This window comes from Roseomonas haemaphysalidis, assembly GCF_017355405.1.
GTDB classification, from domain to species: domain Bacteria; phylum Pseudomonadota; class Alphaproteobacteria; order Acetobacterales; family Acetobacteraceae; genus Pseudoroseomonas; species Pseudoroseomonas haemaphysalidis.
The window spans coordinates 38,412-64,098 of record NZ_CP061177.1 but is presented as its reverse complement, the minus strand read 5'-3'; the positions used below and the strand labels follow the sequence as shown (position 1 = coordinate 64,098).

Here is a 25,687-nt window from a genome sequence, read left to right as displayed (position 1 = left end):
CGCCCCCGGCGGCGCGGGGGCATTCAGGCGCGGCTATAGCAAAGGCGGCGGGCGGGCGCCAACCGGCGGCGCCGCGCCAGGGCGAGAGGGGCGCCGCCCCTTTCGCGCTTTCCCCGCCAGGGGATTGAATCCCCTGGACCCCCATTCGGTGGGTGCATCCTTGGATTACGGGCCAGGCGCTGGCCGAGGTCGCTGATTTTTATACTAAAATAAGAAGGCTAACCACCGTCATGGCGCCCACACCCGGGGGTGCAGGGGATTCAATCCCCTGCCGGGGGAGCTTGAGGGGGCGGCGCCCCCTCAAGGCGCCACGCCCTCAGCGAAGCTGCTGCTGCCGCACCCACCCCGCGAAGCGCGACAGGAAGCCGGTCAGAAAGGCTTCCGTGCCCTGCACGGTGATGTCGTGCTGTTCGTTCACCAGCCCTTCCTTGAATTGCAGGTAGACCTCGGGCTGGCCCAGCACGGCCATGTTCAGCACCGTCATCACCTGGCGCATCTGCTGCTGCGCCGCCGCCGTGCCGGCCGCCCCGGGCGAGGCGCCGATGGAGGCCGCCGGCTTGCCTGCCCAGCAGGCCTCGCCATAGGGGCGGGAGCCCCAGTCCAGCGCGTTCTTGAGCGGCCCGGGGATGGAGCGGTTGTATTCCGGCGTCACGAACAGCACCGCGTCCGCCGCCTTGACCGCGGCGCGGAAGTGTTCCGGCGCCGGGTGGCGGCCGTCGTCGATGTCGGGGTTGTAGAGCGGCAGGTCGGCGATGGAGACCAGCTCGAAGGCCATGGCGGGCGCCGCCAGCTTGGCCAGGGCGCGGGCCAGCTGCTCGTTGATCGAGCCCGCGCGCAGGCTGCCGACGATGACGGCGACCTTCAGCGGGGCGGGGGTGGTGGTGCTCATGCGGGGCGCGGTCCTTGTGTTGCAGCTGCGGGGGAGATGGGGTCAGCCGCGCGGGGCGGAAGATGCGCCGCCCGGCACCGCGCCGTCGCGCCGGCCCCACACCCGGCCGGGGGCCCAGACGGCGTCCGGCGCCTGCCACAGGCGGTTGTCGCGCATGGCCTTGGCCAGGGCCTCGGCCACCACGGCCAGCAGCTTTTCGCCCTTCTCGGCGGTGGCGGCGCGCGGGTCGCCGATCACGCCGGTCACCGGCGCGCGCTCGGTAAAGGACCAGAAGCGGTGCAGCGGCGCGCCCACCGTCTGGCCGCCGGGGTCGGGGCAGATGGCGTTGGGGATCTCCTCCCGCCGCACCTGGGCGGCGTCCAGGTGCAGCCAGAAGCTGGTTTCCGCCTCGCAGGCGTGCTGCACGCCGGGCTGGGTGTCCAGCAGCGCGCCCACGGCGGGGCCGGCCACGTGGAACACGGTGGTGGCTACCACGGGCATGTCGAATTCCACGCACAGCTCGCGCGCCGAGACGGCCAGCGGGTCGATGTTGCCGCCATGGCTGTTGACCAGCAGCAGCCGCCTGAAGCCGCCGGCGCGGATGGAACGGCACACGCCGCGCAGCACGCCATGGAAGGTGGCGTAGTCCAGGCTGATGGTGCCGCCGAAGGGCAGGTGGTGCTCGCTCAGCCCGGTCCACATCGGCGGCAGCACGATGGCGGGCACGTCGGCGGCCAGCGCGGCGGCATGCAGCGCGCAGTTGTGGCCGATGAAGCTGTCGGTCCAGACCGGCAGGTGCGGGCCGTGCTGCTCCATGGAAGCGACGGGCAGCACCACCAGGGCGTCCCGCTCGGCCAGGGCGCGCAGCTCGGGGGCGGTGCGGCGTTCCCAGCGGTGGGCGTCGGTGCCGGTGTCGGGCATGGTCGGGCTCTCCTGCAAGCGAAGCGCCCAGCGGACCACGCCCGGACGCTGGCGGGAAGGGGGGGCGGCGGCGGTGCGGCGGCACGTGAAGCTGGACAGCCGGCCCCGGTTTGGCCGAGAAGCCCAAGCGCGACCCCTCAGATGAAAGCGCTGTAATGAATCTGCCTTCGCGAGCGGCCGGGACCCAGGCATTCGATGGCAGCCCGATGCCTGCCGGAGAGGCGCTGGACATCCTGCGCGACACGGACCGCCCGGTGATCGTGGACCTGGACGAGACGCTGTTCCTGCGCAACTCCACGGAGGAGTTCATCGCGCTGGCGCGCCCCGCCCTGCTGGCGGAGCTGCTGCTGCGGCTGCTGGACATGCTGCGGCCCTGGCACTTGCGGCCCTGGCGGTGGTTCGGCGGCGACGCCTCGCGCGATACCTGGCGCGTGGGGCTGGTGCTCCTGCTGTTTCCCTGGACCATGCGGCGCTGGCGGCGGCTGTGCGCGACGGAGGTGGCGCAGCACGTCAACCGGCCGCTGCGCGACGCGCTGGCCGCCGTGCCGGGTCCGGTGGTCATCGCCAGCAACGGCTACGAGCGGCTGATCCGCCCCATGCTGCCTTATCTCGGCCTGCCGCAGGCCACGCTGATCGCCTGCCGGCTGCGCCGGGTGTCGCACCGGCGGGACGGCAAGTCGGCGCTGGTGGAACCACATCTGGCCGCGGCGGTGGTGTCGCGGTCCGTGGTGGTCACGGATTCGCTGAGCGACCGCGCGCTGCTGGAACGCTGCGCCGTGCCCTGCCTGGTGGTATGGCCGGACGCGGAGTTCCGGCCGGCCTTTCCGCGCGACAGATTCTATCTGCCGGGCGACTACACGGACAAGGTAAAGCGGCCCCGGATCGGGGCGCGGCAGGAATTCGTGCGCGAAACCGGCGTGATCTGGCTGATCGCGGGGCTGTCGGCCGACCTGCCGGGGGTGGCGGGGCTGGCCGGGCTGGCGCTGCTGTTCCTGTCGCTGTGGTGCGTCTATGATGCCGGCTACCATGAGAACGACCGCTGCGCCCTGCGCTTCGAGGAGGACCCGGCGCTGACCGCCGAGGCCCTGGCCTTTGAGGACCGCCGCTTCGAGCTGAAGGTCTGGCTGGCCGCCGCCGCCACGGGCGGGGCGGGCATCCTGCTGCTGGGCGGGTGGGAACGGCCGGGGCTGTTCCTGATCTGGGCCGCCACGCTGCTGGCGCTGCGCGGGGTGTACTGGTTCTACAACCGCATCGACAAGGACACGCGCGTGTGGCCCTACCTGTTGCTGCAGGGCTTCCGGTTCGCGGGCTTTGCCGGGGTGGTGGCGCCGGGGCCGGTGGGCTGGGCGGTGTGCCTGTCCGTGATGATCCCGGCCTGGATGGTCTACGTGGTGTACCGCCAGGGCCGGGCCAGCGGGGCCAAGGGCTGGCCGCAGCTGCCGGTGCGGGCGTTTCGGCTGGTGCTGTTCTGCGTGCTGCTGGTGCCGGTGGCGGCGCTGGGTGGCGGGGCGGTGTTGTGGAACTGGGCGACTCCGGCGGCGCTGGCCTGGCTTGGCCTGCTGGCGCTGTGGTTCGACGGGCGGCCGATCCGGCAGCGGTTCCGCCGGCTGGACCGGCCGCGCCGCCAGGCGGCGTGACGCGGGCGGGCGGGCGGAAGGGCGGGGCCGGTGGGCGGGGCTGGCGCGTTCGGGCCGGTCAGCGGGGCTGCAGCAGCGGGCGGCCGGCGCCGAGGCGGGCGCGCAGCGCCGACAGCCCCTTCAGCGACGGCTCGTCCACCGCCAGGGTGAACAGCCAGGCGAGCAGCAGCACGCTGGCCGCATAGGCCGGAAACAGCACCGCCTCGGGCACGCCCCGCAGGTAGGACCATGCGACGATGGTGTAGAGCGGCGGCACGTGCACCAGGTAAAGGCCAAAGGAGATGCGGCCCAGGAACACCGGCAGCGGCCGGGCGAAGACCCGCCCCAGCGGCGGCAGGGTCAGGGTGGCATAAACCAGCAGCGCCGCCGCCACCGCGCTCATGATGCCTCTTGGCTCGCCCAGTTCCCAGGCCTGCGGCACGTCCGGCAGGCCGAGCCGCAGATGCGCCCCGTTGCCCATCCCCCCCATGGCCAGCGCGGCGACCAGCGCCAGGGCCGGCGGCAGCATGGATGCCGGGCGCAGCAGGCCGCGCCGGTGCGCCTCGAACAATGCGGCGCCGAGCAGAAAGCCTGTGTAGGTGTCCGGCAGCCACAGCAGCACGGCGGCCCCGGCGGCCAGCAGCGCCAGCAGCCGCGCCCACCCCCGCCGGCACAGGGCATAAACCAGGAAGATGCCGAGCGAGCCCAGCAGCTCCACCTGCATGGTCCACAGCACGTTGTTGAAGTCCGAGTAGCCGCGCACGAAATTGCCCAGGAGGCCGTCGGCGCCCGCGTACCAGATCGGGCGGATGCTGTGCTGGTAGGTGTAGTCCAGCCAGCGCGACGGCGTGGCGAGGCTGTCTTCCAGTGCCTGGGCGCTGTCGGGAAAGGCGGACAGCCAGCCCCATGCCAGCAGGCAGCTGGCCGCCGCCGGCAGGGCCAGCCGCAGGTAGCGCGTGAGCGAGCTGGCGATCAGCACGCCGCGGCGCCGGTCCGCCGCCGCAGCCATGACGAAGCCCGACAGCACAAAGAACACGGACACCGAGAACAGCCCGTTCCACAGGATGTGGACCGGCGTGTCCGCCAGCCAGTGGACCTGCGCGCTGAGGTCCGGGGTCAGGGTGGGGTGCAACAGGCAGATGTAGTGGAACACCACCACGATAACGGCGGCGACCCCGCGGAGGCCGTCAAAGCAGGCGATGCGGCCCGCCGGGGGCGGGGCGGCCTTGGGAAGGGGCGAATGGTTCGTCACGGCGGTGTTGTTCAACCCAGGGTCGTTGACTGGCCATTTTACTTGAACAACGGCCCGCATGACAAATTCCGGGCGGCGATACTTGGACTTGGCCGTGACGAACAGCCGCCGCCGGGGGTGGGATACTTGCGGTGGCCCGCCCCCTAGCCCACCAGTTCACGGATGCGGCTGGCCAGGGCCTGCATCGCGAAGGGCTTGGTCATGACGTGCATGCCGGGCTCGAGCTGTCCCTCGCCCAGCACCGCGGCCTCGGCGTAGCCGGTGATGAACAGCACCCGCAGCCCGGGGCGCAGCAGCCGCGCCGCATCGGCCAGCTGGCGGCCGTTCATGCCGCCCGGCAGCCCGACGTCGGACACCAGCAGGTCCACCCGCGCGGGGGATTGCAACAGCGCCAGGCCGGCGGCGCCGTCCGCCGCTTCCAGCGCCGCGTAGCCCAGTTCCTGCAGCACCTCGGCCACCAGCATGCGGACCACCGGCTCGTCGTCCACCACCAGCACCGTCTCGCCCGTGCCGGCGCGCGGCGCGGCGCCGGCGGCGGGCGTGGTGCCCGCGGCATCGGCCGGGCCGGCATGGCGCGGCAGCAGCAGGCTGACCGTGGTGCCCTGGCCGGGGGTGGAGCGGATGCGCGCCTGGCCGCCGGACTGGCGCGCGAAGCCGTAGATCATGCTCAGCCCCAGCCCGGTGCCCTGGCCGATCGGCTTGGTGGTGAAGAAGGGGTCGAAGGCCTTGGCGATCACGTCGGGCGCCATGCCGGTGCCCGTGTCGGTGACGCCCAGCGCGACGTAGTCGCCCGGCGGCAGGCCCAGCGCGCGGGCGGCGGCGCCGTCCAGCCGGCGGTTGGTGGTGGCCAGCACCAGCCGCCCGCCGCCCGGCATGGCGTCGCGCGCGTTGATGCACAGGTTGAGCAGGGCGTTTTCCAGCTGCGGCGGGTCCACCAGCACCGGCCACAGCCCGCTGCTGGTGGTGACGCTGAGCGTGATGCCGGGGCCCGCGGTGCGGCGCACCAAGTCCTCCATGCCGGCCACCAGGCGGTTGATGTCGGTGGGGCGCGGGTCCAGCGTTTGCCGGCGGGAAAAGGCCAGCAGCCGGTGCGTCAGGGCGGCGGCGCGGCCGGCGGCGTCCTGGGCGGCGGCGATGTAGCGGTCCAGCCCGTCGCGCCGCCCCTGGGCCAGGCGGTTGCCCACCACTTCCAGGCTGCCGGAGATGCCGGTCAGCAGGTTGTTGAAGTCGTGCGCGATGCCGCCGGTGAGCTGCCCCACGGCCTCCATCTTCTGCGACTGGCGCAGCGCCTCCTCGGCCGCCGCGCGCTCGCGCAGCGCCTCGGCCACGCGGTCCTCCAGCGTGGCGTTGGCTTCCGCCAGGGCCTGCTCCGCGCGCACCCGCTCCGTGACGTCGTGGCCGCCGGCGAAGATGCCGATGATCCCGCCCGCGTCGTCGCGGATCGCCTGGTACAGGATGTCGATGAAGCGCGGCGCGGCCTCGCCCGCCAGGTGGATCGGCGCCGCCATGGCCGAGAACGGCCGGCCCGTGCGGAATACCTCGTCGATCGCCTCCAGGTAGCCCTGGCCCCGCAGCTCGGGAAACACCTCGCGCAGCGGGCGGCCGATGAAGTCGCGCTGCCCGGCGATGGCGACATAGGCGTCGTTGACGTATTCGTAGACGTGCTCGGGGCCGTTCAGGATGCACACGAAGCCCGGCATCTGCTGCAGGCTGCGCCGCTGCCGCTCGGCTTCCAGGGCCAGCCGGTGGGCGGCGCGCTGCCGCTCCGTCTCGTCGCGCGCGATCTTGATGAAGCCACGCCCGTCGCCCAGCGGGCGCACCGAGCCGCTCATGAAGACCGGGGCGCCGGACTTGGTCTGGTGCCAGCGCTCGTCGTTGGCGCGGCCTTCGCGCGCGGCGGTGTCCAGCTCCCGCCGGTCCAGGCCGGCGGCGCGGTCGGCGGGCAGGAAGATCAGCGCGGTGGGCTGGCCCACCGCCTCCTCCGTCGTCCAGCCGAAGGCCAGCGCCGCGCCGGCCGACCAGCTGGTGATCACGCCCCCGGCATCCGTGGTCAGGATGGCGTGGTCCTTGGCGCCTTCCACCACCAGGCGCAGCCGCTCCTCGCTTTCGCGCAGCGCCCGGCTGCCCAGCACGTGCTCCGTGGTTTCGTTGGTCAGGATGAACAGGCCGGCGACCGCCCCCTGGCCGTCCAGCACGCGGGAATAGGAGAAGGTCCACCAGGTGTCGGCCGCGCCCCGGTCGGTGCCGAGCTTCCAGGGCAGGTCCACGTAGCGGGTGCTGCGGCCTTCCAGCGCCGCGTCGATGATCGGCTTGGCCTGGGCCCAGCCATCCGCCCACACCTTGTCGAACCGCTCGCCCATGGCCCAGGGCAGGCGGGGGCCGAGCAGGCGGAAATAGGTGTCGTTGAAAAAGAAGTGCAGCTCCGGGCCCCAGGCCAGGATCATCGATTCCGGCGAGTTCAGCACCAGGCTGAGCGCGGTCTTGAAGCTTTCGCTCCAGCCCTGCGGCGGGCCCATGGGGTGGGCGGACCAGTCGCGCGCGCGGATCATCCGCGCCGCCTCGCCACCCCCCGCCAGAAAGGCCAGCGGATCGGTCATGCGGCCGGGACGGCGGTGGCGGCGGGGAGGCGGGCGAAGCGGCTGGGCATGGGCGATCGCGCGGTTGGAGGGGCGTTCTACAGCCGGGGCGGGCGGGGCGCCAACCCGGGGCGGGGGCTTCGCCTCAGCGGGCCGGGCGCGGCCGGGCGGGGTTGCCAAAGGCCGTGGCGCCGGCCGGCACATCCCGCGTCACGACGCTGCCCGCGCCGATCAGCGCGTCGTCGCCGATGGAAACGCCCGGCAGGATGATGGCGCCCGCGCCGATCCAGCAGTTGCGGCCGATCCGCACGGGGCGGCCGAATTCCAGGCCGGTGGCGCGGGTTTCCGGGTCGCGCGGGTGGTCGGCGGCCAGGATCTGCACGCCGGGGCCGATCTGCGTGCGGTCGCCGATGGTCACTTCCACCACGTCCAGGATCACGCAGTTGAAGTTCAGGAACACCCCCTCGCCGATGGAGATGTTGAAGCCGTAGTCGCAATGGAACGGCGGGCGGATGGTGCTGCTGGCGCCCACCGCGCGCAGCCGCTCGGCCAGCAGGGCGCGGCGCTCGGCGGTGGGCATGGCGAGTGCCGCGTTGTAGCGCACCATCCACGCCCGCGTGGCGGCCAGGTCGGCCTGCAGCTCGGCATCGCCGGCGTCATACAGCTCGCCGGCCAGCATCTTGGTTTTCTCGCTTCTCAACATGGCGGGGTCCTTGGCGGTTCAGGGCGCAACGCGCCCGGCCGCCCAGGTTTGCCGCGAACCGCCGCGCGCGCCAGACTGCGGGGCCACCAGAGGATGCCCCCCCCGATGCCCAAGACCGACCTGGCCCGCCTGATCGCCGATTGCCGCATCGAGGACGGCAAGGGCTTCCGGCTCAAGGACCACGCGCCCCGCGTGCCGGACCCGCCGCTGGACAAGGCGGCGGCCGAGGTCGCGCTGTCGGCGGCGGTGGCCAAGCTGGACGGGCTGCAGCAGCGGCTTTACGCCGAGGACCGGCAAAGCGTGCTGGCGATCTTCCAGGCCATGGACGGCGCCGGCAAGGACAGCACCATCCGCGCCGTGTTTTCCGGCATCAACCCGCAGGGCTGCCAGGTGGCGGCCTTCAAGGCGCCAGGCCCGGCCGAGCTGGAGCACGACTTCCTGTGGCGGCACATGCACGCGCTGCCGGCGCGCGGCAACATCGCGGTCCACAACCGCTCCTGGTACGAGGAAGCGCTGGTGGTGCGGGTGCACCCCGAGATCCTGGAGCGCCGCAACATCCCCGCCGCCGCGGCCGATGGCGACTTCTGGAAGACCCGGCTGCGCGACATCGCGAATTTCGAGCAGTACCTGGCCAACCAGGGCGTGATCGTCCTGAAGTTCTTTCTGAACCTCAGCTTCGACGAGCAGCGCGACCGCTTTCTGTCGCGCATCGACGAGCCGGAAAAGACCTGGAAGTTCGATGCCGGCGACATCGCGGAGCGCCGCCGCTGGCCCGACTACCAGGAGGCCTACGAGGCGGCGATCGGCGCCACCGCCACCAAGCAGGCGCCCTGGATCGTGGTGCCGGCGGACCGCAAGTGGCTGGCGCGGCTGATCGTGGCCGAAACCCTGCTGGCGGCGCTGGAAAAGGCCGACCCGCAATACCCCAAGGCCGACACGGACGGGCTGCAGGCGATCCGCAGCGCGCTGCTGACGGATGGCGCGGCCAAGGGCGGGTAGGGCCCCCGGCCGCGGCCGCCGCGCCATCCGGCTTCCCCCCGGTTCCAACCACCCTGCCGGACCGGCGGGAAAAGCAGGGGCTCGGGGAATTCTTTCTCTGACCTCCCTGTCTTCCCCCGCCAGCGGGACTGGCGGCCGCCGCCCCGGTATGGGACAGCCCCCCGCGCGGCGGAACAGGGAGCGGAGCGATGCGGCGGCGGGATGTGCTGAAGCTGGCGGCGGCGGTGCCGGCCCTGGCCGGGGCGGGGCCGGCGGCGCGCGGGGACAGCCTGCGGCTGCTGACGGAAGGCTGGCCCAACACCTTCGACCCCATCGGCCTGGGCGCCAACCGCTATGCCATCGGGCTGCATTGGAACAGCTACGACCGGCTGCTGCGCTTCGCCACGGTGCGAAAGGCCGACGGCACGCTGGCCGAGGACCCCACGAGGCTGGAAGGCGAGCTGGCGGAAGGCTGGGAGGTTTCCGCCGACGGGCGCGAGATCACGCTGCGGCTGCGCCAGGGCGCCTTGTTCCACGACGGCACGCCCGTGGGGGCGGAGGACGTGAAGTGGTCGCTGGACCGGGTGGTGAGCCTGCCGGTGGGCCGCGCGCAGTTCGCCACCGGCTCCATGCTCGACCCGTCGCAGTTCCGGGTGCTGGACGCGCGCACGCTGCGCATCGCCACGCCGCGGGCGGACCGCTTCACGCTGCCCAACCTGGCGCTGACCTTTCCGATCATCATCAACAGCCGCCTGGCGCGGGCCCAGGCCACGGCGGCCGACCCCTGGGCCACGGACTGGCTGCGCGGCAACGTGGCGGGGGGCGGGGCCTTTCGGCTGGAACAGCACCAGCCCGGGCAGCGGCTGCTGCTGTCGCGCAACGACGACTGGCACAACGGCGCGGCCCCGGGCTTCCGCCGGGTCTTGTGGCAGGCCTCGCCCACCCCGGCGGCCCGCCGCGCGGCGCTGGAGCGGGGGGATGCCGACTGGGCGCAGGACCTGCTGCCGCGCGACGCCGCGGCGCTGGCGGAGTCCGGGCGGCTACTGGTGCCGGCGGGCGCCGCGCCGGGGGCCTTCCACTTCATCGGCATGAACGGGCTGCGGCCGCCCTTCGACGACGTGCGGGTGCGGCGGGCGGTGGCCTGCGCGCTGCCCTACCAGGCGATGTTCCAGGCGGCGCTGTTCGGCCGGGGGCGGCCGCTGTTCGGCCCGCCGGACGCGGCGGACGGCCTCCGCTTTCCGCAGCCCATGGGCACGGCCACCGACCCGGAGCAGGCGCGCGCCTTGCTGGCCGAGGCCGGGCTGGCCGAGGGGTTCAGCACCACCTTCTCCTTTGACCAGACGCGCGCCACCGTGGGCGGGCCGGTGGCGCTGCTGGTGCAGGAGGCGCTGGGGCGCGTCGGCATCCGCGTGACGATCGAGACGGTGCCGGGCGGGCAGCTCGGCACGTTGCTGGAGCGGCGGCAGGTGCCGTTCTTCTTTGAAGGCTCGGCGGCCTTTCTGGCGGCGCCGGACTACTTCTTCCGGGTGTTCTACCATGGCAGCACGCGCTGGAACTTCGGCGCCTACGGCAACCCGGAATTCGCGGCGCTGGTGGAGCAAACGCGCTTCGCGCCGGCGGGCGACGGGTATGACGCGGCGGTGGCGCGCATGATCGCGCTGGCCAGGGCGGACCTGCCGATCATCCCCTTGTGGCAGCCGGCATCCGACAACGGGCTGCAGCCCGGCATTTCCGGCCATGTGGAGCGGTTCCACCGCATGCCGGAGCTGCGGACCCTGGGGCGGGGCTGAGGCGCATGCGCCGCCTGCTGGCGCTGGTGCCGGTGCTGCCGGGCGTGGTGGGGCTGGCCTTTCTGCTGACCCGCCTGCTGCCCGGCGACCCGGCGGTGTTTCTGGCCGACAACCCGGCGGCGGATGCCGCGACCGTGGCGGCGCTGCGCGCCCGGCTGGGGCTGGAACTGCCCTTGTGGCGGCAGTTCCTGGATTACCTGGGGCAGCTCGCGCGGGGGGACCTCGGCGTGTCGCTGTCCACCGGCCGGCCGGTGCTGGAGGAGCTGCTGGCGCGGTTGCCGGCCTCGGCCGAGCTGGTGCTGGCGGGGTTCGCGCTGGCGGTGGCGGCGGCCGTGCCGCTGGGCGTGCTGGCGGCGCTGCGGCCGGGCGGCCTGGCGGACGGGCTGTGCCGGGTGGTGGGCACGCTGGGGCTGGCCTTGCCGGCCTTTGTGAGCGGGCTGCTGCTGGCCGGGGTGTTCTACCTGCATCTCGGCTGGGCGCCGGAGCCGGTGGGGCGGCTGGACCCCTTCGCGCTGCCGCCGCCGGTGGTGTCCGGCTTCATGACGCTGGACACGCTGCTGGCGGGCGACGTGGCGGGCTGGCGGGACAGCGTGGCGCACCTCGCGCTGCCGGCGGCCACGGTGGCGCTGTTCAGCTTCGCGCCGCTGGCGCGGGCCACGCGCGGCGCCATGCTGGAGGTGCTGGGCCGCGACTTCATCCGCGCCGCCCGGGCGCACCGGCTTTCGGCGCGCCGGGTGGTGCTGTCCTACGCGCTGCGCAACGCGGCGTTGCCGGTGCTCACCACCATGGGCATGGTGTTCAGCGGCCTGCTGGGGGCCAACGTGCTGGTGGAGCGGGTGTTCGCCTGGCCGGGGCTGGGCTCCTTCGCGATGGACGCGCTGTTGCAGCTCGACTTCGCGGCCGTGCAGGGCTTCGTGCTGCTGATGGCCGGGCTGTTCCTTTTGGTGAACCTGGTGGTGGACCTGGTGTGCGCCTGGGTGGACCCGCGCGCCGGGCTGCTGCCGGATGCGTGACCCGGCCCTCCGGCTGGGCTGTCTGCTGGCGGCGGTGCTGGCGCTGTGCGCCGTGGCGGGCCCCTGGCTGGTGCCTTTCGACCCGCTGGCCACCGACACGCCGCGCGCCCTGCAGCCGCCTTCCGCCGCCCACTGGTTCGGCACGGACCAGCTGGGGCGGGACGTGCTGTCGCGCTGCGTGGCGGCCACGCGGCTGGACCTCGGCATCGCCGGCGCGGCGGTGCTGCTGTCGCTGGCCGCGGGGGGCGTGGCGGGGGCGGCCATGGGGCAGGCGGGCGGCTGGGCGGATGCGCTGGGCGGCCGGCTGGCCGAGGTGCTGATGGCCTTTCCCCTGTTCGTGCTGGCGCTGGCGCTGGTGGCGGCGCTGGGGCCTTCCGTCGGGGTGCTGGTGGGCGCCACGGCGCTGGTGAACCTGCCGCTTTACCTGCGCCTGGCGCGGGCCGAGGCGGCGGTGCGCCGCCACGCGGGCTTCGTGGAAGCGGCGCGCATGGGCGGGGCCGGGCCATGGCGGGTGCTGCTGGGGGTGCTGCTGCCCAACATCCTGCCGGTGCTGGTGGTGCAGGCGGCGGGCAATCTGGGCTGGGCGGTACTGAACGCGGCGGGGCTGTCGTTTCTGGGGCTGGGCGTGCGGCCGCCGGCGCCGGAATGGGGGCTGATGGTGGCCGAGGGCGCGCCGTTGCTGTTGTCCGGCGGCTGGTGGGTGGCGGGCTTTCCGGCGCTGGCGCTGGTGCTGGCGGTGCTGTGCTTCACCCTGCTGGGCGATGCCCTGCGCGACCGGCTGGACCCCCGGGGGCGGCGGTGAGCGCGCCGTTGCTGGAGGTGCGCGGGCTTTGCGTCACCTTCCACGCCCCGGCCGGGCCGGTTCCGGCGGTGCGCGGCGCCGCGCTGTCGCTGCGGGCGGGGGAGATGCTGGGGGTGGTGGGCGAAAGCGGCTCCGGCAAGTCGGCCACGCTGCTGGCGCTGATGGGCCTGCCGGGGGCGGGGGCCGTGGTGGCGGCGGAGCGGGCGCTGTTTCGCGGACGGAACCTGTTGGGCGCGCCGCGCCCGCCCGGCCCCGGCGGCATGGGCATGGTGTTCCAGGACGCGCGCGCCGCGCTGAACCCCCTGCGCCCGGTGGGCCTGCAACTGGCCGACGTGCTGGCGCGGCACGACCCGGCGCCGCCCGCCCTGCTGCGCGCGCGCGTGCTGGCGGCGCTGCGGGCGGTGCGCATCGCGGACCCGGCGCGGCGGGCGGCGGCGCTGCCGGGGGCGCTGTCGGGCGGCATGTGCCAGCGCGTCGGCATCGCGCTGGCGCTGGCCGCCGCGCCCGCCCTGCTGCTGGCCGACGAGCCGACCACCGGGCTGGACCCGGTCACGGAAGCCGCCGTGATGGCGCTCTTGCGCGAAGCGGCGCAGAACGGCGCCGGCGTCGTGCTGGTGACGCACGACCTGGCGTTGGCCGCCGCGCATTGCGACCGCATCCTGGTGATGCGCGACGGCGCGGTGGTGGAGGAGGCGCCCGCCGCCACGCTGTTCGCCACGCCCCGCCACCCCTTCACGGCGCAGCTGCTGCGCGGGCTGCCGGCGGCCATGCCCGCCCCCGCGCCCCGCCCGGTTGCCGCCGCGCCGCCCGTGCTGGAGCTGCGGGGCGCGCGCAGGCACTTCGCCGCCGGGCGCTGGCGCTTGTTCCGCCGCCGGGCGCGGCTGCCGGCGGTGGACGGCGTGTCGCTGGCCGTGCGCCCGGGCGAGGCGGTGGGGCTGGTGGGGGAATCCGGCTGCGGCAAGTCCACCCTGGCGCGGCTGGCCGCCGGGCTGCTGCGGCCCGACGGGGGCGACGTGCTGCTGCGAGGCCAGTCCATCGGGCGGCTGTCCGCCGGGCGGCTGGCGGCCTCGCCATTGCGGGCCGAGGTGCAGATGGCGTTTCAGGACCCCGCCGGCAGCCTGGACCCGCGCCGCAGTGCCTTTGACGCCATCGCCACGCCCCTGCGCCGGCTGCGCGGCCTGCGCGGCGCCGCGCTGCGCGACCGCGTGACACAGGCGGCGGCGGAAGCCGGGTTCCCGCCCAGCCTGCTGGCGCGCCTGCCGCACCGGCTTTCCGGCGGCGAGGCGGCGCGTGCCGGCTTGGCCCGCGCCCTGGCGCCCCGCCCCCGGCTGCTGGTGCTGGACGAGCCGACGGCGGCGCTGGACGCCAGCCGCCGGGCCGCCATCCTGCGGCGGCTAGGCCGCCTGCGGGACGACAGCGGCGTGGCCGTGCTCCTGGTCAGCCACGACCTGCACGCCGTGCGGCTGCTGTGCGACCGCGTGCTGGTGATGCAGGCGGGGCAGGTGGTGGAGGAGGGACCGGTGGCCCAGGTCTTCGCCCGGCCCCGCCACCCCTACACGGCGGCGCTGCTGGCCGCCCTGCCGCGCCTGCCCGGCACGCCGGCCCCGGACGCGCCGCCGCTGCTGGACGCCGAGCCGCGCAGCCCCGTGGACCCCGACCCCCGGAGCTGCCGCCTGCACGGCCGCTGCCCGCGCGGGGCGGCGCTTTGCGGGGTGGAGGCGCCGGCATTGCGGCAGGTGGCGGCGGGGTGGGGGGTGCGGTGCCATTTTCCCCGGGGTGGGGAAAGGCCGGGGGAATGAATTCCCCCGGGCCCCCTTCTTTTTTCTGGCAATTCGCGCGGTCGCGGCCGGTGGGGCGGGACCGCTCAGTGGTCGTGGGAAACTGACAAAAGGAAGATGGGGGCTCGGGGGAATTCCTTTCCCCGACCTTGCTACCCCGGCACCGGCCACACCCCGGCCGTGGCGCCTTCCGTGTGCGGATCCAGCGCTTCCGGCACCGGGCGGTTCAGGATGCCCTCGTGCAGGCGGCGCACCATGCCCTGCACGGCCACCGCCCGCCCGGCGGGCGCGTGGAACACGCCGCGGATGTGCAGCGAATGCGCGATGGAGCGCACGAAGCCTTCGCGCAGCGCCGGGTCGGGTGGGGTGGCGTGGGTCCAGAACTCGTCCAGCGTGCCGCTGAACACAAGGCCTGGCAGGCGGTACAGCGCCTCGCCCAGCACGAAGGTGGGGGTGCCGCCCATGATGGCGCGCAGCCCCACCGTGCTGTTCACCGTGACCACGCCCTGCACCCGCTCCGCGATGGCGCCCAGGTTGCCGCCGCCCAGGTAGTGCAGCCGGTCCTCGATGCCCAGCTCCCGCGCCAGGCGGCGCACGCGGCGGCTCCAGTTCTTGCGGCCGGGGTCCAGCGGGTGGGCCTTGACCAGCAGCCGGGTGCCGGGCGACGCGTGGCGGGCGAAGCTTTGCGCCACCTCGCGCAGCGGCGTGTCCATGTCCGGGTAGCGGGAATAGGCGCGGACCGAGAAGTCGCCCTCGATCTGCATGGCCATCAGGTACAGCGGGCCCTGGCCGTCGAGGCCGGCCATGATGCGGTCGGCGCGGCGGTTTTCCCGGCCGCGCCGCAGCAGGCGGGGCAGCATGCAGCCGTAGAACACCAGCGGGTGGTACAGGTGGTGGCGCCGGTAATGCCGGAACGGCCAGGGCAGACAGGCGGCGAGGTTGTAGAGAACGTCCCAGCAGGCTTCCAGGCCGAAGTGGTTGCGGTGGCGCTGGATCAGGTCCGGCGGCGGCAGGGCGGCACCCAGGCGGATGATGGCCTGCGGGTCGCGCGTGAAGCGGCTGGAGGCATTCAGCCCGTCGCGTTCCATGACGATCCAGTCCGGGCGGATGTAGCCGAGGTCGATGGCCACCACCTCCACCCCGCGCGCGGCGGCGGCGGCGATGGCGGCCTTGTGGTAGGGCCGCTGCTCGCCCAGCAGCAGGATATGCGTGATGCGGTGGGTGTCCAGAAAGCGCGCCACGAAGGCGGGCCAGTCCTCCGTGCGGCCGCGGAAGTCCACCGCCCCCGGGCCGCGCCAGAACAGCCGGTCGCCGAGATGCAGGTTGATGCGGTGCACGGCATGGCCCAGCGCGCGCAGCCCGGCGGCGACCTCCGGAAAGAAGGGGCTGATCGGGCCTTGCAGAAACAGAAAGCGCCGGGGGACCGGGCGGGCATCGGGGTGCATCGGCGGCCGGTCAGGCGCCGGGCTGCGGCAGCGCCGCGCCCCACAGCCGCCAGCGCCCCGTTTCCGGCGCGCCGAGGCGGGCCATGGCCTGCCGCATGGCGTGGTTGTGGTCCAGGATCCAGGAGATTTCCAGCCGCCGCCAGCAGCGATGCTCCGCGAAGCCGATGCCCTCCGCCAGCAGCGCGCCCAGCGCCATGGCCGAGACGGGGGTGCCGCGCCAGCGGCGGCGGATGCCCAGCATGGGCACGCGGGCGCTGGTGGCGCCGCCGAGCAGGGCGCGCAGCATGGCGGCCCAGCCCAGCGGCAGCAGCCGCCCGTCCAGCCGCGCCGCCGCCTGCTCCACGTTGGGGATCAGCGACAGCAGCCCGACCGGCTCGCCCCGCCATTCCGCGAACAGCACGGTGCCGCGTAGCAGCAGCGGGCGCAGCAGCCGGGCCATGGTCTCGGCCTCGGCGGCGGATACCGGGGTGGCGCCCCAGTTCTCCGCCCAGGCGTCGTTGAAGATGTCGCGGATCAGCGCAACCTCCGCGCCCAGCCGCTTCGGGTCCAGCCGGCGGATGCGGAGGTCGCCGCGCCCGGGCCAGCGGCGCAAAAGGGGGGCGAAGCGGGCGCGGTGGGTTTCGCCCGCCAGCTCCAGCGTGCAGGCCAGCAGGTCCATCTCGGGGTCGAGGCCGGCGGCCTCCAGCATCGGCGGCAGCCAGGCGGGGTTGCGCGGCATGCGCGGCATGGGCAGCCCGCCGAAGCCCGCCACCTGCGCGCCGGCCTCGTGGTTGATGGAAAACGACAACGGGCCGCGCAGCCGCGTCGCCCCCTGTGCCGCCAGCCAGCCGCCGGCGGCGCCCAGCAGCGCGCGCAGGGTGGCGGGGTCCTGTTCCAGCGCCAGAAAGCCGAAATGGCCCAGCGCGCCGCCCGCCACGGGCCGTGCGGCGGCGATGCGCCCGACCGGCCGGCCGTCGCGCCACGCCAGCCAGCGCGGCACCCGCCATTCCGCCAGCGCCGTGTTGAAGCGGGGCGAGAACACGCGGCGGGTGTCGGCGAACAGCGGCACGGACCAGCCGGCGGCCTCGCCGCCCAGCAGGGCGGGAAGGCGGACAAAGAGTTCCGCGTCCCGCGGCGTGGAGACAGGGGTGATCAAGGCCGGGGAAATGAATTTCCCCAGGCCCCCACCTTCTTTTCGGCTTGGGTGCGCGGGCGGCGCGGCCTCGCCACGGGCGGGACCGGAAGACAGGCGAACAAAGGGAGGGGGCCCGGGGGAATTCATTCCCCCGACCTTGCTGCAACGCCGGTCATGCCGCTCACCCCAGCCCGGGCAGGGCCTCGACCGCCCCCACCGCCCCGGCGGCCTCGGCCATGCTGTCGGCGGCGAAGCGGATGTCGGCCTCGGAATGCTCGGCGCAGACAAAGAAGCGCAGGCGGGCGGAGTGTTCCGGAACCGCCGGGAACAGCACGGTTTGCAGCGCCACGCCGCGGTCCAGCATGGCATGCGCCAGCCGCGCGGTGCGGACGGAGGAGCCGATCATCACCGGCACGATGGCGGCGCCGATGCTGCCCGCCGTGCTGAAGCCGCGCGCCCGCAAGAGGTCGCGCAGCAGCAGCGCGTTGGCCTGCAGCCGCAGCACGCGCTCCGGCTCCGCCCGCAGGATGCGCAGCGATTCCAGCGCGGCGGCGGCCAGCGGCGGGGCGAGGCCCACGGAATACACGCTGCCCGGCGCGGTGTGGCGCAGCCAGTCGATCACGTCGCGCGGCGCCGCGATGTAGCCGCCCGAGGCCGACAGCGTCTTGCTCAGCGTGCCCATCCACAGGTCCACCCCCGCGGGGTCCACGCCCTGGGCTTCCGCGACGCCGCGCCCGGTGGGGCCCAGCACGCCCAGGCTGTGCGCCTCGTCCACCATCAGCCAGGCGTCGTGGCGGCGGGCGATGCTGACGGCGCGGGCCAGGTCGGGGCAGTCCCCGTCCATGGAGTAGTGGCCTTCCAGCAGCAGCAGGGCGCGCTGCGCGCCGCGCCGGGCGGCCGCCAGCTCGCGCTCGGCGGCGTCCAGGTCGTTATGCGCGAAGGGCAGGCGGCGGGCGCCGGACAGCCGCACCCCCTCGGTGCAGGAATTGTGGATGGCGGCGTCGTGCACCACCACGTCCCGGGGTCCCATCAGGTGGCCGATGGTGGTGACGTTGGTGGCGTGGCCGGACACGAAGGTCAGCGCCGCCTCGGCGCCGTGCCATTCGGCGAGCGCCGCTTCCAGCTCCTGGTGCAGCACCCGCTCGCCGGCGGTGATGCGGGCGCCGGACACGCTGACGCCGTAGCGGTCGATGGCGTTTCGCGCCGCCTGCTGCACGCGCGGGTCGTTGTTGAGGCCGAGGTAGTTGTAGGAAGCGAAGTTCACCACCGCCCGGCCGCCCACGTGGCTGTGCGCCCCGGCCAGCCCGTCATGCACCTGGAACAGGGGGCTCGGCAGGTCCAGCGACTGCATGGCGGTGCGCAGCAGCGCGTAGTCGCGCATGCCGGGCAGGGTGGAGAAGTCGCGGGCCGAGCCGGCATCGGCGCGCGGCGCCGCGTCCTCGGCCACGCGGCGCTTGCTCAGTCGGGCCAGCAGCGCCATGCGCGCGGTGGCGGACAGGCCGCCGCTCACGCGCTGGGCTCCTGCCGGGGGGCGGGGCCGGGCGGCGGCGCGTCCGCCGGCTCGAACTGCTCCACCAAGTCGGCCACGGCCTCCTCCACCCGGCCGCCGGCCAGGCCTTCCGCCAGGCGGCGGGACAACAGGTCGACCGTCAGGTCCTCGGACACGGACGCCAGCGGCACGGACATGCCCAGGCGCTGTTCCAGCGCGCCGCGCAGCTCCAGCCCGCCCAGGCTGTCCAGCCCCATGCCCGCCACCGGCGCGTCGGTGGGGATGGCCTCGGGCGGCAGGCGCAGGATGCGCCCGGCTTCCTCGCGCACCACGTCGCGCAGCAGGGCGCGCGCCTCGTCGGGCGGCAGGGCCAGGAGGCGGGCGCGCAGGTCGCCGTTCTCGGCGCCGCTGTCGCGCTGGCCGCGCACGGCATCGAACAACGGCTCCTCCAGGATCGGCAGGGCCATGGCCGCCTGCCGCCAGCCGATGCGCGCCAGCGACAGCACGGGCTCGCCGGCGGCCAGCAGCGCGGGCAGGGCGTCCAGCGATTCGGCCGCCGTCATGGCTTCCACGCCCAGGCGGCGGGCCAGGGTTTCGGCGGTGGCGGCGTTGTCGGCCAGCACGCCGGCATCGGCCACCGGGCCCCAGCCCACGGCCAGCGCCGGCAGGCCCCCGGCCACGCGGCGGCGGGCCAGGGCTTCCAGCGCCGCGTTGGCGGCCACGTAGTTGGCCTGCCCCGGGTTGCCCATGGCGGTGGTGGCCGAGGAAAACAGCAGAAACAGCTTCAAGGGGTCCCGGCGCGTCAGGCGGTCCAGGTTCAGGGCGGCGTCCAGCTTGGGGCGTAGCACGGCGGCGAAGCGCGCGGCGGTCATGCCGCTGGCGGCGCCGTCGTCGAACACCGCTGCGGCATGCACCACGCCGACCAGCGGCGGCCCTTCCGCGCGGATCTCGGCCAAGGCGGCTTCCAGCGCGGCGGGGTCGGCGGCATCGGCCGCGTGCACCGTGGCGCTGGCGCCGAGCGCCGCCAGCGCGCGCACGGCGGCTTCCGCCCCCGGCGCGGTGCCGCCGCGCCGCGACAACAACGCGAGCCGCGTGGCGCCGCGCGCGGCCAGCCACTTGGCGGTTTCGAATCCGAAGCCGCTGGTGCCGCCGACCACCAGGATGGCGCCTTCGGGCGGGGTCCAGGCCGGTGCGGGGGCGGGGGCCTCGGCGGGCGGCTGCAGCACCAGCTTGCCGATCTGCGCGCTGGCCTGCAGCGTGCGGAAGGCGGCTTCCACCTCGCCGGCCGGGCGCACGGCATGCGGCAGCGGCTGCAGCGCGCCGCTGTCCAGCCGCTGGCCGATGCGCGCCAGCAGCGCCCGCGCCAGCGCCGGCCGCGCCTTGGGCAGCTGGTCCACGTCCACGCCGAAATAGGTGAGGTTGCGCCGCCACGGGCGCAGGCCGACGCGGGTGTTCTCAAAGAAGTCGCGCTTGCCGAGTTCCACAAAGCGGCCGAAGGGCTTGCACAGCTCCAGGCTGCGTTCCATCGCCGTGCCGGCCAGGGAATTCAGCACCACGTCCACGCCATCCGGCCAGCAGGCGCGCAGGGCGTCGGCGAAGCCGGGGTCGCGGGAATCCAGCACCAGCTCGGCGCCGGCGGCGCGCAGGAATGCGCGCTTGGCGGGGGTGCCGGCGGTGCTGGCGACGCGCGCGCCCGCGGCCAGCGCCACCTGCAAGGCGGCGAGGCCCACGGCCCCGGCGCCGCCATGGATCAGCACCGTCTCGCCCGGCTGGATGCGGGCGCAGTCCTCCAGCGCGTAGACGGCGGTGAGAAAGGCCACCGGCACGGTGGCGGCGGCGGCGAAGTCCAGCCCGGGCGGCAGGGGGGCGATGGCCTCCGGGCGGGTGCGCACGCGGCTGGCAAAGGCGGCGGGGGCGAAGCCGAACACCCGGTCCCCGGGCGAGAAGCCGCTGCCGGCGGGGGCGGCTTCCACCACGCCCGCCATTTCCATGCCGAGCGACGGGCCGGCGAAGCCGTCCATCAGCGCTTCTTCCGGCAGCAGGCCCTGGGCCCACATCAGGTCGCGGAAGTTCAGCCCGGCGGCGTGCACGCGCACCACCACGTCTTCCGGCGCCACGGGCAAGGGCGGCTGCGGGCGCCATTCCAGCGTGCCGAGCTGGCCGGGCTGGCGGATGGCCAGCATGGCGGGGCCGGCGGGCGGCGCGGCGGCGGCGGGGCCGGGCACCACGCGCGGCACCAGACGGGCGCCGGGGGCCAGGCGCAGTTCCGGCTCCGGCTCCGGCGCCGTGTCCAGCAGTTCGGGCAGCAGGCGGGCGGCGGGCTCGCCGGGGTCCAGCGCGATGCGGCGCGGCGCCAGCTCCGGCATCTCGTTGGCCAGCACGCGGCCGAGGCCCAGCAGCGCGGCGGCGGCGGGGTCGGCGGCGCCGCCGGGGGCGACCAGGGTGAAGGCGGCGCTGCTGCCGCGCGCGGCCTCGGCCAGGGCCGTGACGGCGGCGAGCGACCCGGCCAGCGCGCCGCCCGGGGCCGACACGGCCACCACGCGGGCGCCGCGCAGCAGCCGGGGCGGCGGCGTGGGGTGCAGCGGTGCGGCCGAGGCCACGGTGGCGCCGGCGGCGCGCAGGGCCCCGGCCAACTCCCCGGCCAGCGGCAGCGCGGCGGCATCGGCGAACAGAACAAAGCGGGCGGTGGCGGCGGGCGCGGGAATGGCGGCGGCATCGGCCGGGCGGCGGGCGGCCAGCAGCAGCGCGGGCAGGGGAGCGGCCCGGAGCGGCTCGGCGCGCGGCGCGTCCCAGCCCTCCAGCGCGGCCAGCCAGCCGGGCTGGTCGGGCAGGCTGCTGCCGTCGGGGCCCTCGCCTTCCCAGAAGCCGGCTTCCTGGCCATGCGCGAAGTGCCAGGCGCGGCCGGGCAGCGGCTCGGCCAGCAGCAGGGTGCCGCCGGGGGCCAGGGCCTGCATCAGGGATGGCAAGAGCCGGGTGCCGAGGCGCGGCCCCGCGGCGGCGGCCAGCCCCACCACGATGTCGGCTTCCACCGGCAGCGGCGTGCCGGGCTGCCAGGAATGAAAGGCCACCTCCAGCCGCTCGTTCTGCGGCGGCAGGGCGGCGGCGCGCGGGTCGGCGGACAGGGCGGCAAAGCGCACCTGCCGGCCGCTGGCGGCCAGGGCGGCCAGCAGCGCCAAGCTCAGCGCGCCGCCCTGGGCGCCGATCTCGGCCACGCGCAGCACGCGCCCGGCCGGCCAGGCGGCGGCCAGGGCGGCCACGGCGGCGGCCAGCGGTTCGGCCAGGCGGGCGCGAAAGGCGGCGTCGGGCGAGGGGGGCGCCTCGGGCTGCGCCATGCCGTCCAGCGCCGCCGGCAGCCGCTCGGCGGCCAGGGCGAGCCAGGCCAGCTCATGCGCCAGCATCGGGCGCTCGGCCAGCACGGCCTGCCAGATGCTGGCGGCGGGCGGCAGCTCGCCGGCCGGCAACAGGCGCCAGCCATCGGCGGCCTGCTCGGCCAGCCCGTCCTCGGCCAGGGCGCGCAGCAGGGCGGCGGCGTAGGGGGCGGGGTGGCGCAGGGCCGTGGCGGGCCAGCGCAGCAGCGCGGCGTGGGCGCTGCTCAGCACGTGGCCTTCCAGCAGCAGCGCGGGCTCGGACAGGTCCAGAAGGGCGTCGCGCGCCAGGGCGGCGTCCAGCGCCGCGTCCAGCGGCGGGGCGGCGGGGGCGGCGAGATCCAGCGACGGGCGCTCGGCCACGCGAAAGGCCGCTTCGGCGGCGGTGCCGCGCGTGGGCAGGCGGATGGCCTGCATCCAGGCCTCGTCCAGCCGCGCCACCACCGCGCCCGTGCCGTCCAGCAGCACGATGCCGGCGCGGCCCGAGCGGGTGCCGCGATGCGTGACCCGCAGCACGGCGCGCACCGCCAGCGCTGCGCCGCGCCGCACCACCAGCCGGCCGAAGCGCACCGGCACCATGGCGCGGCCGTCCTCGGCCCCCGCCGTGTTCAGCAGCGGCAGCAGCCCCTGCAACGCGCCGTCCAGCCGCACCGGGTGCAAGAGAAAGCCGGCATCGGGCGGCGCCGCATCGGGCAGGAACAGGCGCAGCGTGGCGCCGGCGCCGCGCGGGGCGAGCCGCAGCTCCCGCACCGGGCGGAAGGCGGGGCCGTAGTCCAGGCCGAAGCGCTGCGCGGTGGCCAGGAGCTGCTCGGCGCCCACCGGCTCGTCCGGCGGGTCGTTGTCCGGGGAAAGGGGTGGCAAGGCGGCGAGGGTGGCGGGGCCGGCCTGGCCGCGCGCGTGCAGCGTCCAGTTCTCGGCCGACAGGCGCGGGCGGCTTTCCAGGCGGAACAGGCCGGTGTCGCCATCCATGCTCAGCCGCAGCTCGCGCGCCGTGTCGCGCGCCACGGGCAGGGTGCGCAGCAGCTGCAGGTCGCGCAGCTCCAGCGCCGGGGCGTCGGGCCAGAAGCGCGCGGCGGCGGCCAGCGCCATCTCGGCCATGCCGGCGGCGGGCAGCACCGCCTCGCCCAGCAGGGCGTGGTCGGCCAGCCAGGGTTCCTGCTGGCTGTCCAGCGGGCGCGTCCAGCAGCCGGGCGCGGCGCCCTGGCGGAAGCCGAGCAGGGCGCCGTCGCGCAGCGGGTCGTGCAGCCGCGCGGCCTCGGCGGTGCCAGCGAACCAGTGGGGCTGGCGGTCGAACGGCGTCAACGGCAGGCCGTGGCGCGTGGCCGGGCCCTGCCAGTGCGCGGCATCGCGCGGGTCGGCGCCCGCCACAAAGGCGCGGTCGGCGATGCCGGGGAAGGGGTCGGCGTCCAGCGCGTCGCGCTTGGTCAGGCTGGCCAGCACCGGCGCCTCGCTGCCCGCCGCGCGCAGGCTGTCGCGCAGGTAGGATTGCAGCACGGGGTTGGGGCCGATCTCGATGAACAGCCGGGCGCCGGCCGCCGCCGCCGCGCGCGCCGCGCCCTCGAACTGCACGGGCGCGCGCAGGTTGCGCCACCAGTATTCGGCGTCCATCGCCTCGCCCCCGACCGGCGCGCCGGACACGGAGGACAGGAACGGCAGTCGGCCGGGGCCGGGGGCGATGCCGGCCAGCGCGCTTTGCAGCCGGTCGCGCACCGGGTCCATGGCCGCCGAATGAAAGGCGTAGTCCAGCCCGAGCAGCACGGCGGGCCAGCGCCGCGCCTTGGCGAGCGCCACCACCCGGGCCACGCATTCCGCCGGCCCCGCGACCGACACGGCGTCCGGCGCGTTGAAGGCGGCGATCTCGGCCGCCCAGCCGCTGGCATCGGTGCCGGCCTCGCGCAGCAGCGGCGCGCAGTCGGCGGCGGAAGCGCCCACCGCGCCCATGCGGCCGTGGCCGCGCGTGGCGTGCTGCGCCGAGGAGCGCGCCACCACCAGCCGCGCCGCCTGTTCCAGCGACAGGATGCCCGCCACGCAGGCGGCCGCGACCTCGCCCACCGAATGGCCGAGGCACAGGCCGGGGCGCAGCCCCTCGGCATCCAGCGCCGCCACGATGCCGAGCTGCGCCAGGAACAGCAGCGGCTGGGCGAAGTCGGTGCCTTGCAGCGTGTCCGCCGAAACGTCTTCGGCCAGCAGCGCGGCGCCGGACCAGCCGGTCATCGGGGCGAGCACGGCATCCGCCGCTTCCACCGCGGCGCGAAAGGCGGCGTTGTGCGCCATGGCGTGCTGCGCCATGCCGGCCAGCTGCGCGCCGTTGCCGGAAAACACAAAGGCGATCGGGCCTTCCGCCGCGGCGCGGCTGGTGCCGGACAGCACCGCGCTTTCCCCCTGGCCCAGCCAGGCGCCGAGCTGCCGGGCCAGCCCGGCCGCGTCCGGCGCGCGCAGCGCCAGGCGGTGGGCGTGCAGGTCGCGCGCCCGCAGGGCGCCGCGCAGCAGCGGCGCCGGCGGCGGCGCATCCGCGCGGCGAGCAGCGCCTGCCAGCGGCCGGCCAGCCCGCGCAGCGCGGCGGCGGAGGGGGCGGACAGCAGCAGCGGCGGCGGCGGGCCGTTGTCTTGCGCGGCAACGGGCGGCGGCGCGGGGGGCGGCGCCAGCAGCACCGTGGCGTTGGTGCCGCCGAAGCCGAAGCTGTTGACGCCGGCCAGCGACCGCGGGTCTAGCGCCAGCGGCTCGGCCGCCGTGGGCACGCGGATGTTCAGCGCGGCGAAGTCGATGTTGGGGTTGGGCGTGCCGAGGTGCAGGCTGGCCGGCAGCAGGCCGCGTTCCAGCACCAGCATGGCCTTGAGCAGCCCGGCCATGCCGGAGGCGGGCTCCAGGTGGCCGATGTTGGTTTTCACCGAGCCCACCGGCAGCGGCGCCGCGCGCCCCTGCGCGAAGGTGGTGCCGATGGCCCAGCTTTCCGCCGGGTCGCCCACCTGGGTGCCGGTGCCGTGCGCCTCGAAGAAGGCGAGGTCGGCGGCGTCGCGGCCGGAAAGGCGCAACACGCGGGCCAGCAGGGCGGCCTGGGCCTCGCGGCTCGGCAGCGACAGGCCGATGGTGCGGCCGGCGGCGTTGCTGCCGGTGCCGAGGATCACGCCGCGCACCCGGTCGCCATCCGCCAGGGCCTGGGCCAGGGGCTTGAGCAGCACCACGCCCGCGCCCTCGCCGCGCACATAGCCGTCGGCGTCGGCGGAAAAGGCGGAGCAGCGGCCGCGCGCGGACAGCATGCCGGCGCGGGAAAAGCCGGTGAAGGCGTAGGGCGACAGGAGCAGCTGCACGCCGCCCACCAGCGCCGCCTCGATCTCCCCGGCGCGGATCGCCTGGGCGGCGAGGTGCAGCGCCACCAGCGAGGAGGAGCAGGCGGTGTCCACCGTCTGGCCGCCGCCGCGCAGGTCAAACAGGTTGGTCAGGCGGTTGGACAGGATGGACAGCGTGTTGCCGGTCATGAAGTAGCGGTCGGCGCCCGCGTGGTCGGCCAGCCGCAGCTCGGCATAGTCGGTGGAAGAGCCGCCGACGTAGACGCCGATGGCGCGCCCGGCCAGCGCGGCGGCGGGGATGCCCGCATCCTCCACCGCCTCGGCCGCCACTTCCAGCAGCAGGCGCTGCTGCGGGTCCATCTCCATCGCCTCGCGCGGGGACAGGCCGAAGGCCGGCGCGTCGAAGCCCGAGATGTCGCCCAGGTGCCCGGCGGCGAAGCTGTAGGCGCGCCCGGGTTCGCTTTTGCGCGGGTGCAGAAAGGCATCCTGCGCGAAGCGGCCGGCGGGCAGCGTGCCCACGGCGTCCACGCCCGCCGCCAGTAGCGACCAGAAGGCTTCCAGGTCCGGCGCGCCCGGCAGGCGGCAGGCGGCGCCGACGATGGCGACAGGCTGGGGCACGGCGGTCACGGCGGCGGCGGGCTTGGTGCGGGGCGCGGCGGGGCGGGCGTTCCGGGAAGCGATGTCCGGCAT

Annotated in this window: 16 protein-coding genes; 6 read left to right on the top strand and 10 right to left on the bottom strand. The window is 75.3% G+C overall.

The genetic code is table 11. The features are described 5' to 3' along the window. Positions 1-316: 316 nt before the first annotated feature. Together IAI59_RS00265 and IAI59_RS00260 are read right to left on the bottom strand one after the other, a co-directional pair. A complete protein-coding gene (locus tag IAI59_RS00265) occupies positions 317-889 on the bottom strand; it encodes an NADPH-dependent FMN reductase (RefSeq protein ID WP_207417579.1) in 573 nt (190 codons plus the stop codon). Between the two features lie 42 nt (positions 890-931). Further along, a complete protein-coding gene (locus IAI59_RS00260) occupies positions 932-1,789 on the bottom strand; it encodes a creatininase family protein (protein ID WP_207417578.1) in 858 nt (285 codons plus the stop codon). 206 nt (positions 1,790-1,995) lie between these two features. Here IAI59_RS00260 and IAI59_RS23275 point away from each other — a divergent pair, with 206 nt between their 5' ends. Continuing rightward, a complete protein-coding gene (locus IAI59_RS23275; RefSeq protein WP_207417577.1) occupies positions 1,996-3,426 on the top strand; it encodes a haloacid dehalogenase-like hydrolase in 1,431 nt (476 codons plus the stop codon). A 58-nt stretch (positions 3,427-3,484) separates the two neighbouring features. Here IAI59_RS23275 and IAI59_RS00250 read toward each other — a convergent pair whose 3' ends face one another. The 3 genes from IAI59_RS00250 to IAI59_RS00240 all read right to left on the bottom strand — a co-directional run bounded on the left by IAI59_RS00250 (position 3,485) and on the right by IAI59_RS00240 (position 7,936). Continuing rightward, entirely contained in the window at positions 3,485-4,657 is a 1,173-nt protein-coding gene (locus IAI59_RS00250) for an acyltransferase family protein (RefSeq protein ID WP_207417576.1), read from the bottom strand. A 143-nt stretch (positions 4,658-4,800) separates the two neighbouring features. Next, positions 4,801-7,254 (bottom strand): hybrid sensor histidine kinase/response regulator, encoded by a 2,454-nt coding sequence (locus IAI59_RS00245; protein ID WP_207417575.1) that lies wholly within the window; start codon positions 7,252-7,254, stop codon positions 4,801-4,803. A 124-nt stretch (positions 7,255-7,378) separates the two neighbouring features. Next, on the bottom strand, positions 7,379-7,936 hold the full coding sequence (locus tag IAI59_RS00240; protein ID WP_207417574.1) for a sugar O-acetyltransferase: 558 nt from the start codon (positions 7,934-7,936) through the stop codon (positions 7,379-7,381). A gap of 105 nt (positions 7,937-8,041) precedes the next feature. On the opposite strand from IAI59_RS00240, the gene IAI59_RS00235 reads away from it, so the two are divergent. The 5 genes from IAI59_RS00235 (at position 8,042) to IAI59_RS00220 (ending at position 14,318) form a co-directional block, all read left to right on the top strand. After that, complete coding sequence (locus IAI59_RS00235; protein WP_207417572.1) at positions 8,042-8,935, top strand: PPK2 family polyphosphate kinase; 894 nt, start codon at positions 8,042-8,044, stop codon at positions 8,933-8,935. Between the two features lie 188 nt (positions 8,936-9,123). Further along, positions 9,124-10,704 (top strand): ABC transporter substrate-binding protein, encoded by a 1,581-nt coding sequence (locus IAI59_RS00230; RefSeq protein WP_207417570.1) that lies wholly within the window; start codon positions 9,124-9,126, stop codon positions 10,702-10,704. A 5-nt stretch (positions 10,705-10,709) separates the two neighbouring features. Next, complete coding sequence (locus tag IAI59_RS00225) at positions 10,710-11,717, top strand: ABC transporter permease (RefSeq protein WP_207417568.1); 1,008 nt, start codon at positions 10,710-10,712, stop codon at positions 11,715-11,717. Next, positions 11,710-12,519 carry an ABC transporter permease gene (locus IAI59_RS22895; RefSeq protein WP_237180735.1) on the top strand — a complete coding sequence of 270 codons (810 nt, stop codon included), beginning with the start codon at positions 11,710-11,712 and terminating at the stop codon, positions 12,517-12,519. The genes IAI59_RS00225 and IAI59_RS22895 overlap by 8 nt, the downstream gene beginning before the upstream one ends. Then, a complete protein-coding gene (locus tag IAI59_RS00220; protein ID WP_237181162.1) occupies positions 12,516-14,318 on the top strand; it encodes an ABC transporter ATP-binding protein in 1,803 nt (600 codons plus the stop codon). Before IAI59_RS22895 ends, IAI59_RS00220 begins: the two co-directional genes overlap by 4 nt. Before the next feature lie 131 nt (positions 14,319-14,449). Here the strand turns inward: IAI59_RS00220 and IAI59_RS00215 are convergent, their stop codons facing one another. The 5 genes from IAI59_RS00215 to IAI59_RS00185 all read right to left on the bottom strand — a co-directional run bounded on the left by IAI59_RS00215 (position 14,450) and on the right by IAI59_RS00185 (position 25,687). Next, positions 14,450-15,742, bottom strand: coding sequence for a capsule biosynthesis protein (locus IAI59_RS00215; protein ID WP_207417564.1), 1,293 nt, complete (start codon positions 15,740-15,742; stop codon positions 14,450-14,452). Between the two features lie 10 nt (positions 15,743-15,752). Then, positions 15,753-16,877: a GNAT family N-acetyltransferase gene (locus IAI59_RS00210; RefSeq protein WP_207417562.1), complete on the bottom strand. Its 1,125-nt coding sequence runs from the start codon at positions 16,875-16,877 to the stop codon at positions 15,753-15,755. A 160-nt stretch (positions 16,878-17,037) separates the two neighbouring features. After that, positions 17,038-18,366 (bottom strand): aminotransferase class I/II-fold pyridoxal phosphate-dependent enzyme, encoded by a 1,329-nt coding sequence (locus tag IAI59_RS00205; protein WP_207417560.1) that lies wholly within the window; start codon positions 18,364-18,366, stop codon positions 17,038-17,040. Continuing rightward, positions 18,363-23,984: an SDR family NAD(P)-dependent oxidoreductase gene (locus IAI59_RS22890; protein WP_237181228.1), complete on the bottom strand. Its 5,622-nt coding sequence runs from the start codon at positions 23,982-23,984 to the stop codon at positions 18,363-18,365. The genes IAI59_RS00205 and IAI59_RS22890 overlap by 4 nt, the downstream gene beginning before the upstream one ends. Next, positions 23,921-25,687 (bottom strand): beta-ketoacyl [acyl carrier protein] synthase domain-containing protein, encoded by a 1,767-nt coding sequence (locus tag IAI59_RS00185; protein WP_207443823.1) that lies wholly within the window; start codon positions 25,685-25,687, stop codon positions 23,921-23,923. Before IAI59_RS00185 ends, IAI59_RS22890 begins: the two co-directional genes overlap by 64 nt.

What these genes read in the sequence shown, in the direction of transcription:
- IAI59_RS00265 (WP_207417579.1), bottom strand. Translation starts at nt 889, where the DNA reads ATGAGCACCACCACCCCCGCCCCGCTGAAGGTCGCCGTCATCGTCGGC.
- IAI59_RS00260 (WP_207417578.1), bottom strand. Translation starts at nt 1,789, where the DNA reads ATGCCCGACACCGGCACCGACGCCCACCGCTGGGAACGCCGCACCGCC.
- IAI59_RS23275 (WP_207417577.1), top strand. Translation starts at nt 1,996, where the DNA reads ATGCCTGCCGGAGAGGCGCTGGACATCCTGCGCGACACGGACCGCCCG.
- IAI59_RS00245 (WP_207417575.1), bottom strand. Translation starts at nt 7,254, where the DNA reads ATGACCGATCCGCTGGCCTTTCTGGCGGGGGGTGGCGAGGCGGCGCGG.
- IAI59_RS00240 (WP_207417574.1), bottom strand. Translation starts at nt 7,936, where the DNA reads ATGTTGAGAAGCGAGAAAACCAAGATGCTGGCCGGCGAGCTGTATGAC.
- IAI59_RS00235 (WP_207417572.1), top strand. Translation starts at nt 8,042, where the DNA reads ATGCCCAAGACCGACCTGGCCCGCCTGATCGCCGATTGCCGCATCGAG.
- IAI59_RS00230 (WP_207417570.1), top strand. Translation starts at nt 9,124, where the DNA reads ATGCGGCGGCGGGATGTGCTGAAGCTGGCGGCGGCGGTGCCGGCCCTG.
- IAI59_RS00225 (WP_207417568.1), top strand. Translation starts at nt 10,710, where the DNA reads ATGCGCCGCCTGCTGGCGCTGGTGCCGGTGCTGCCGGGCGTGGTGGGG.
- IAI59_RS22895 (WP_237180735.1), top strand. Translation starts at nt 11,710, where the DNA reads ATGCGTGACCCGGCCCTCCGGCTGGGCTGTCTGCTGGCGGCGGTGCTG.
- IAI59_RS00215 (WP_207417564.1), bottom strand. Translation starts at nt 15,742, where the DNA reads ATGCACCCCGATGCCCGCCCGGTCCCCCGGCGCTTTCTGTTTCTGCAA.
- IAI59_RS22890 (WP_237181228.1), bottom strand. Translation starts at nt 23,984, where the DNA reads ATGGCGCACAACGCCGCCTTTCGCGCCGCGGTGGAAGCGGCGGATGCC.
- IAI59_RS00185 (WP_207443823.1), bottom strand. Translation starts at nt 25,687, where the DNA reads ATGCCGGACATCGCTTCCCGGAACGCCCGCCCCGCCGCGCCCCGCACC.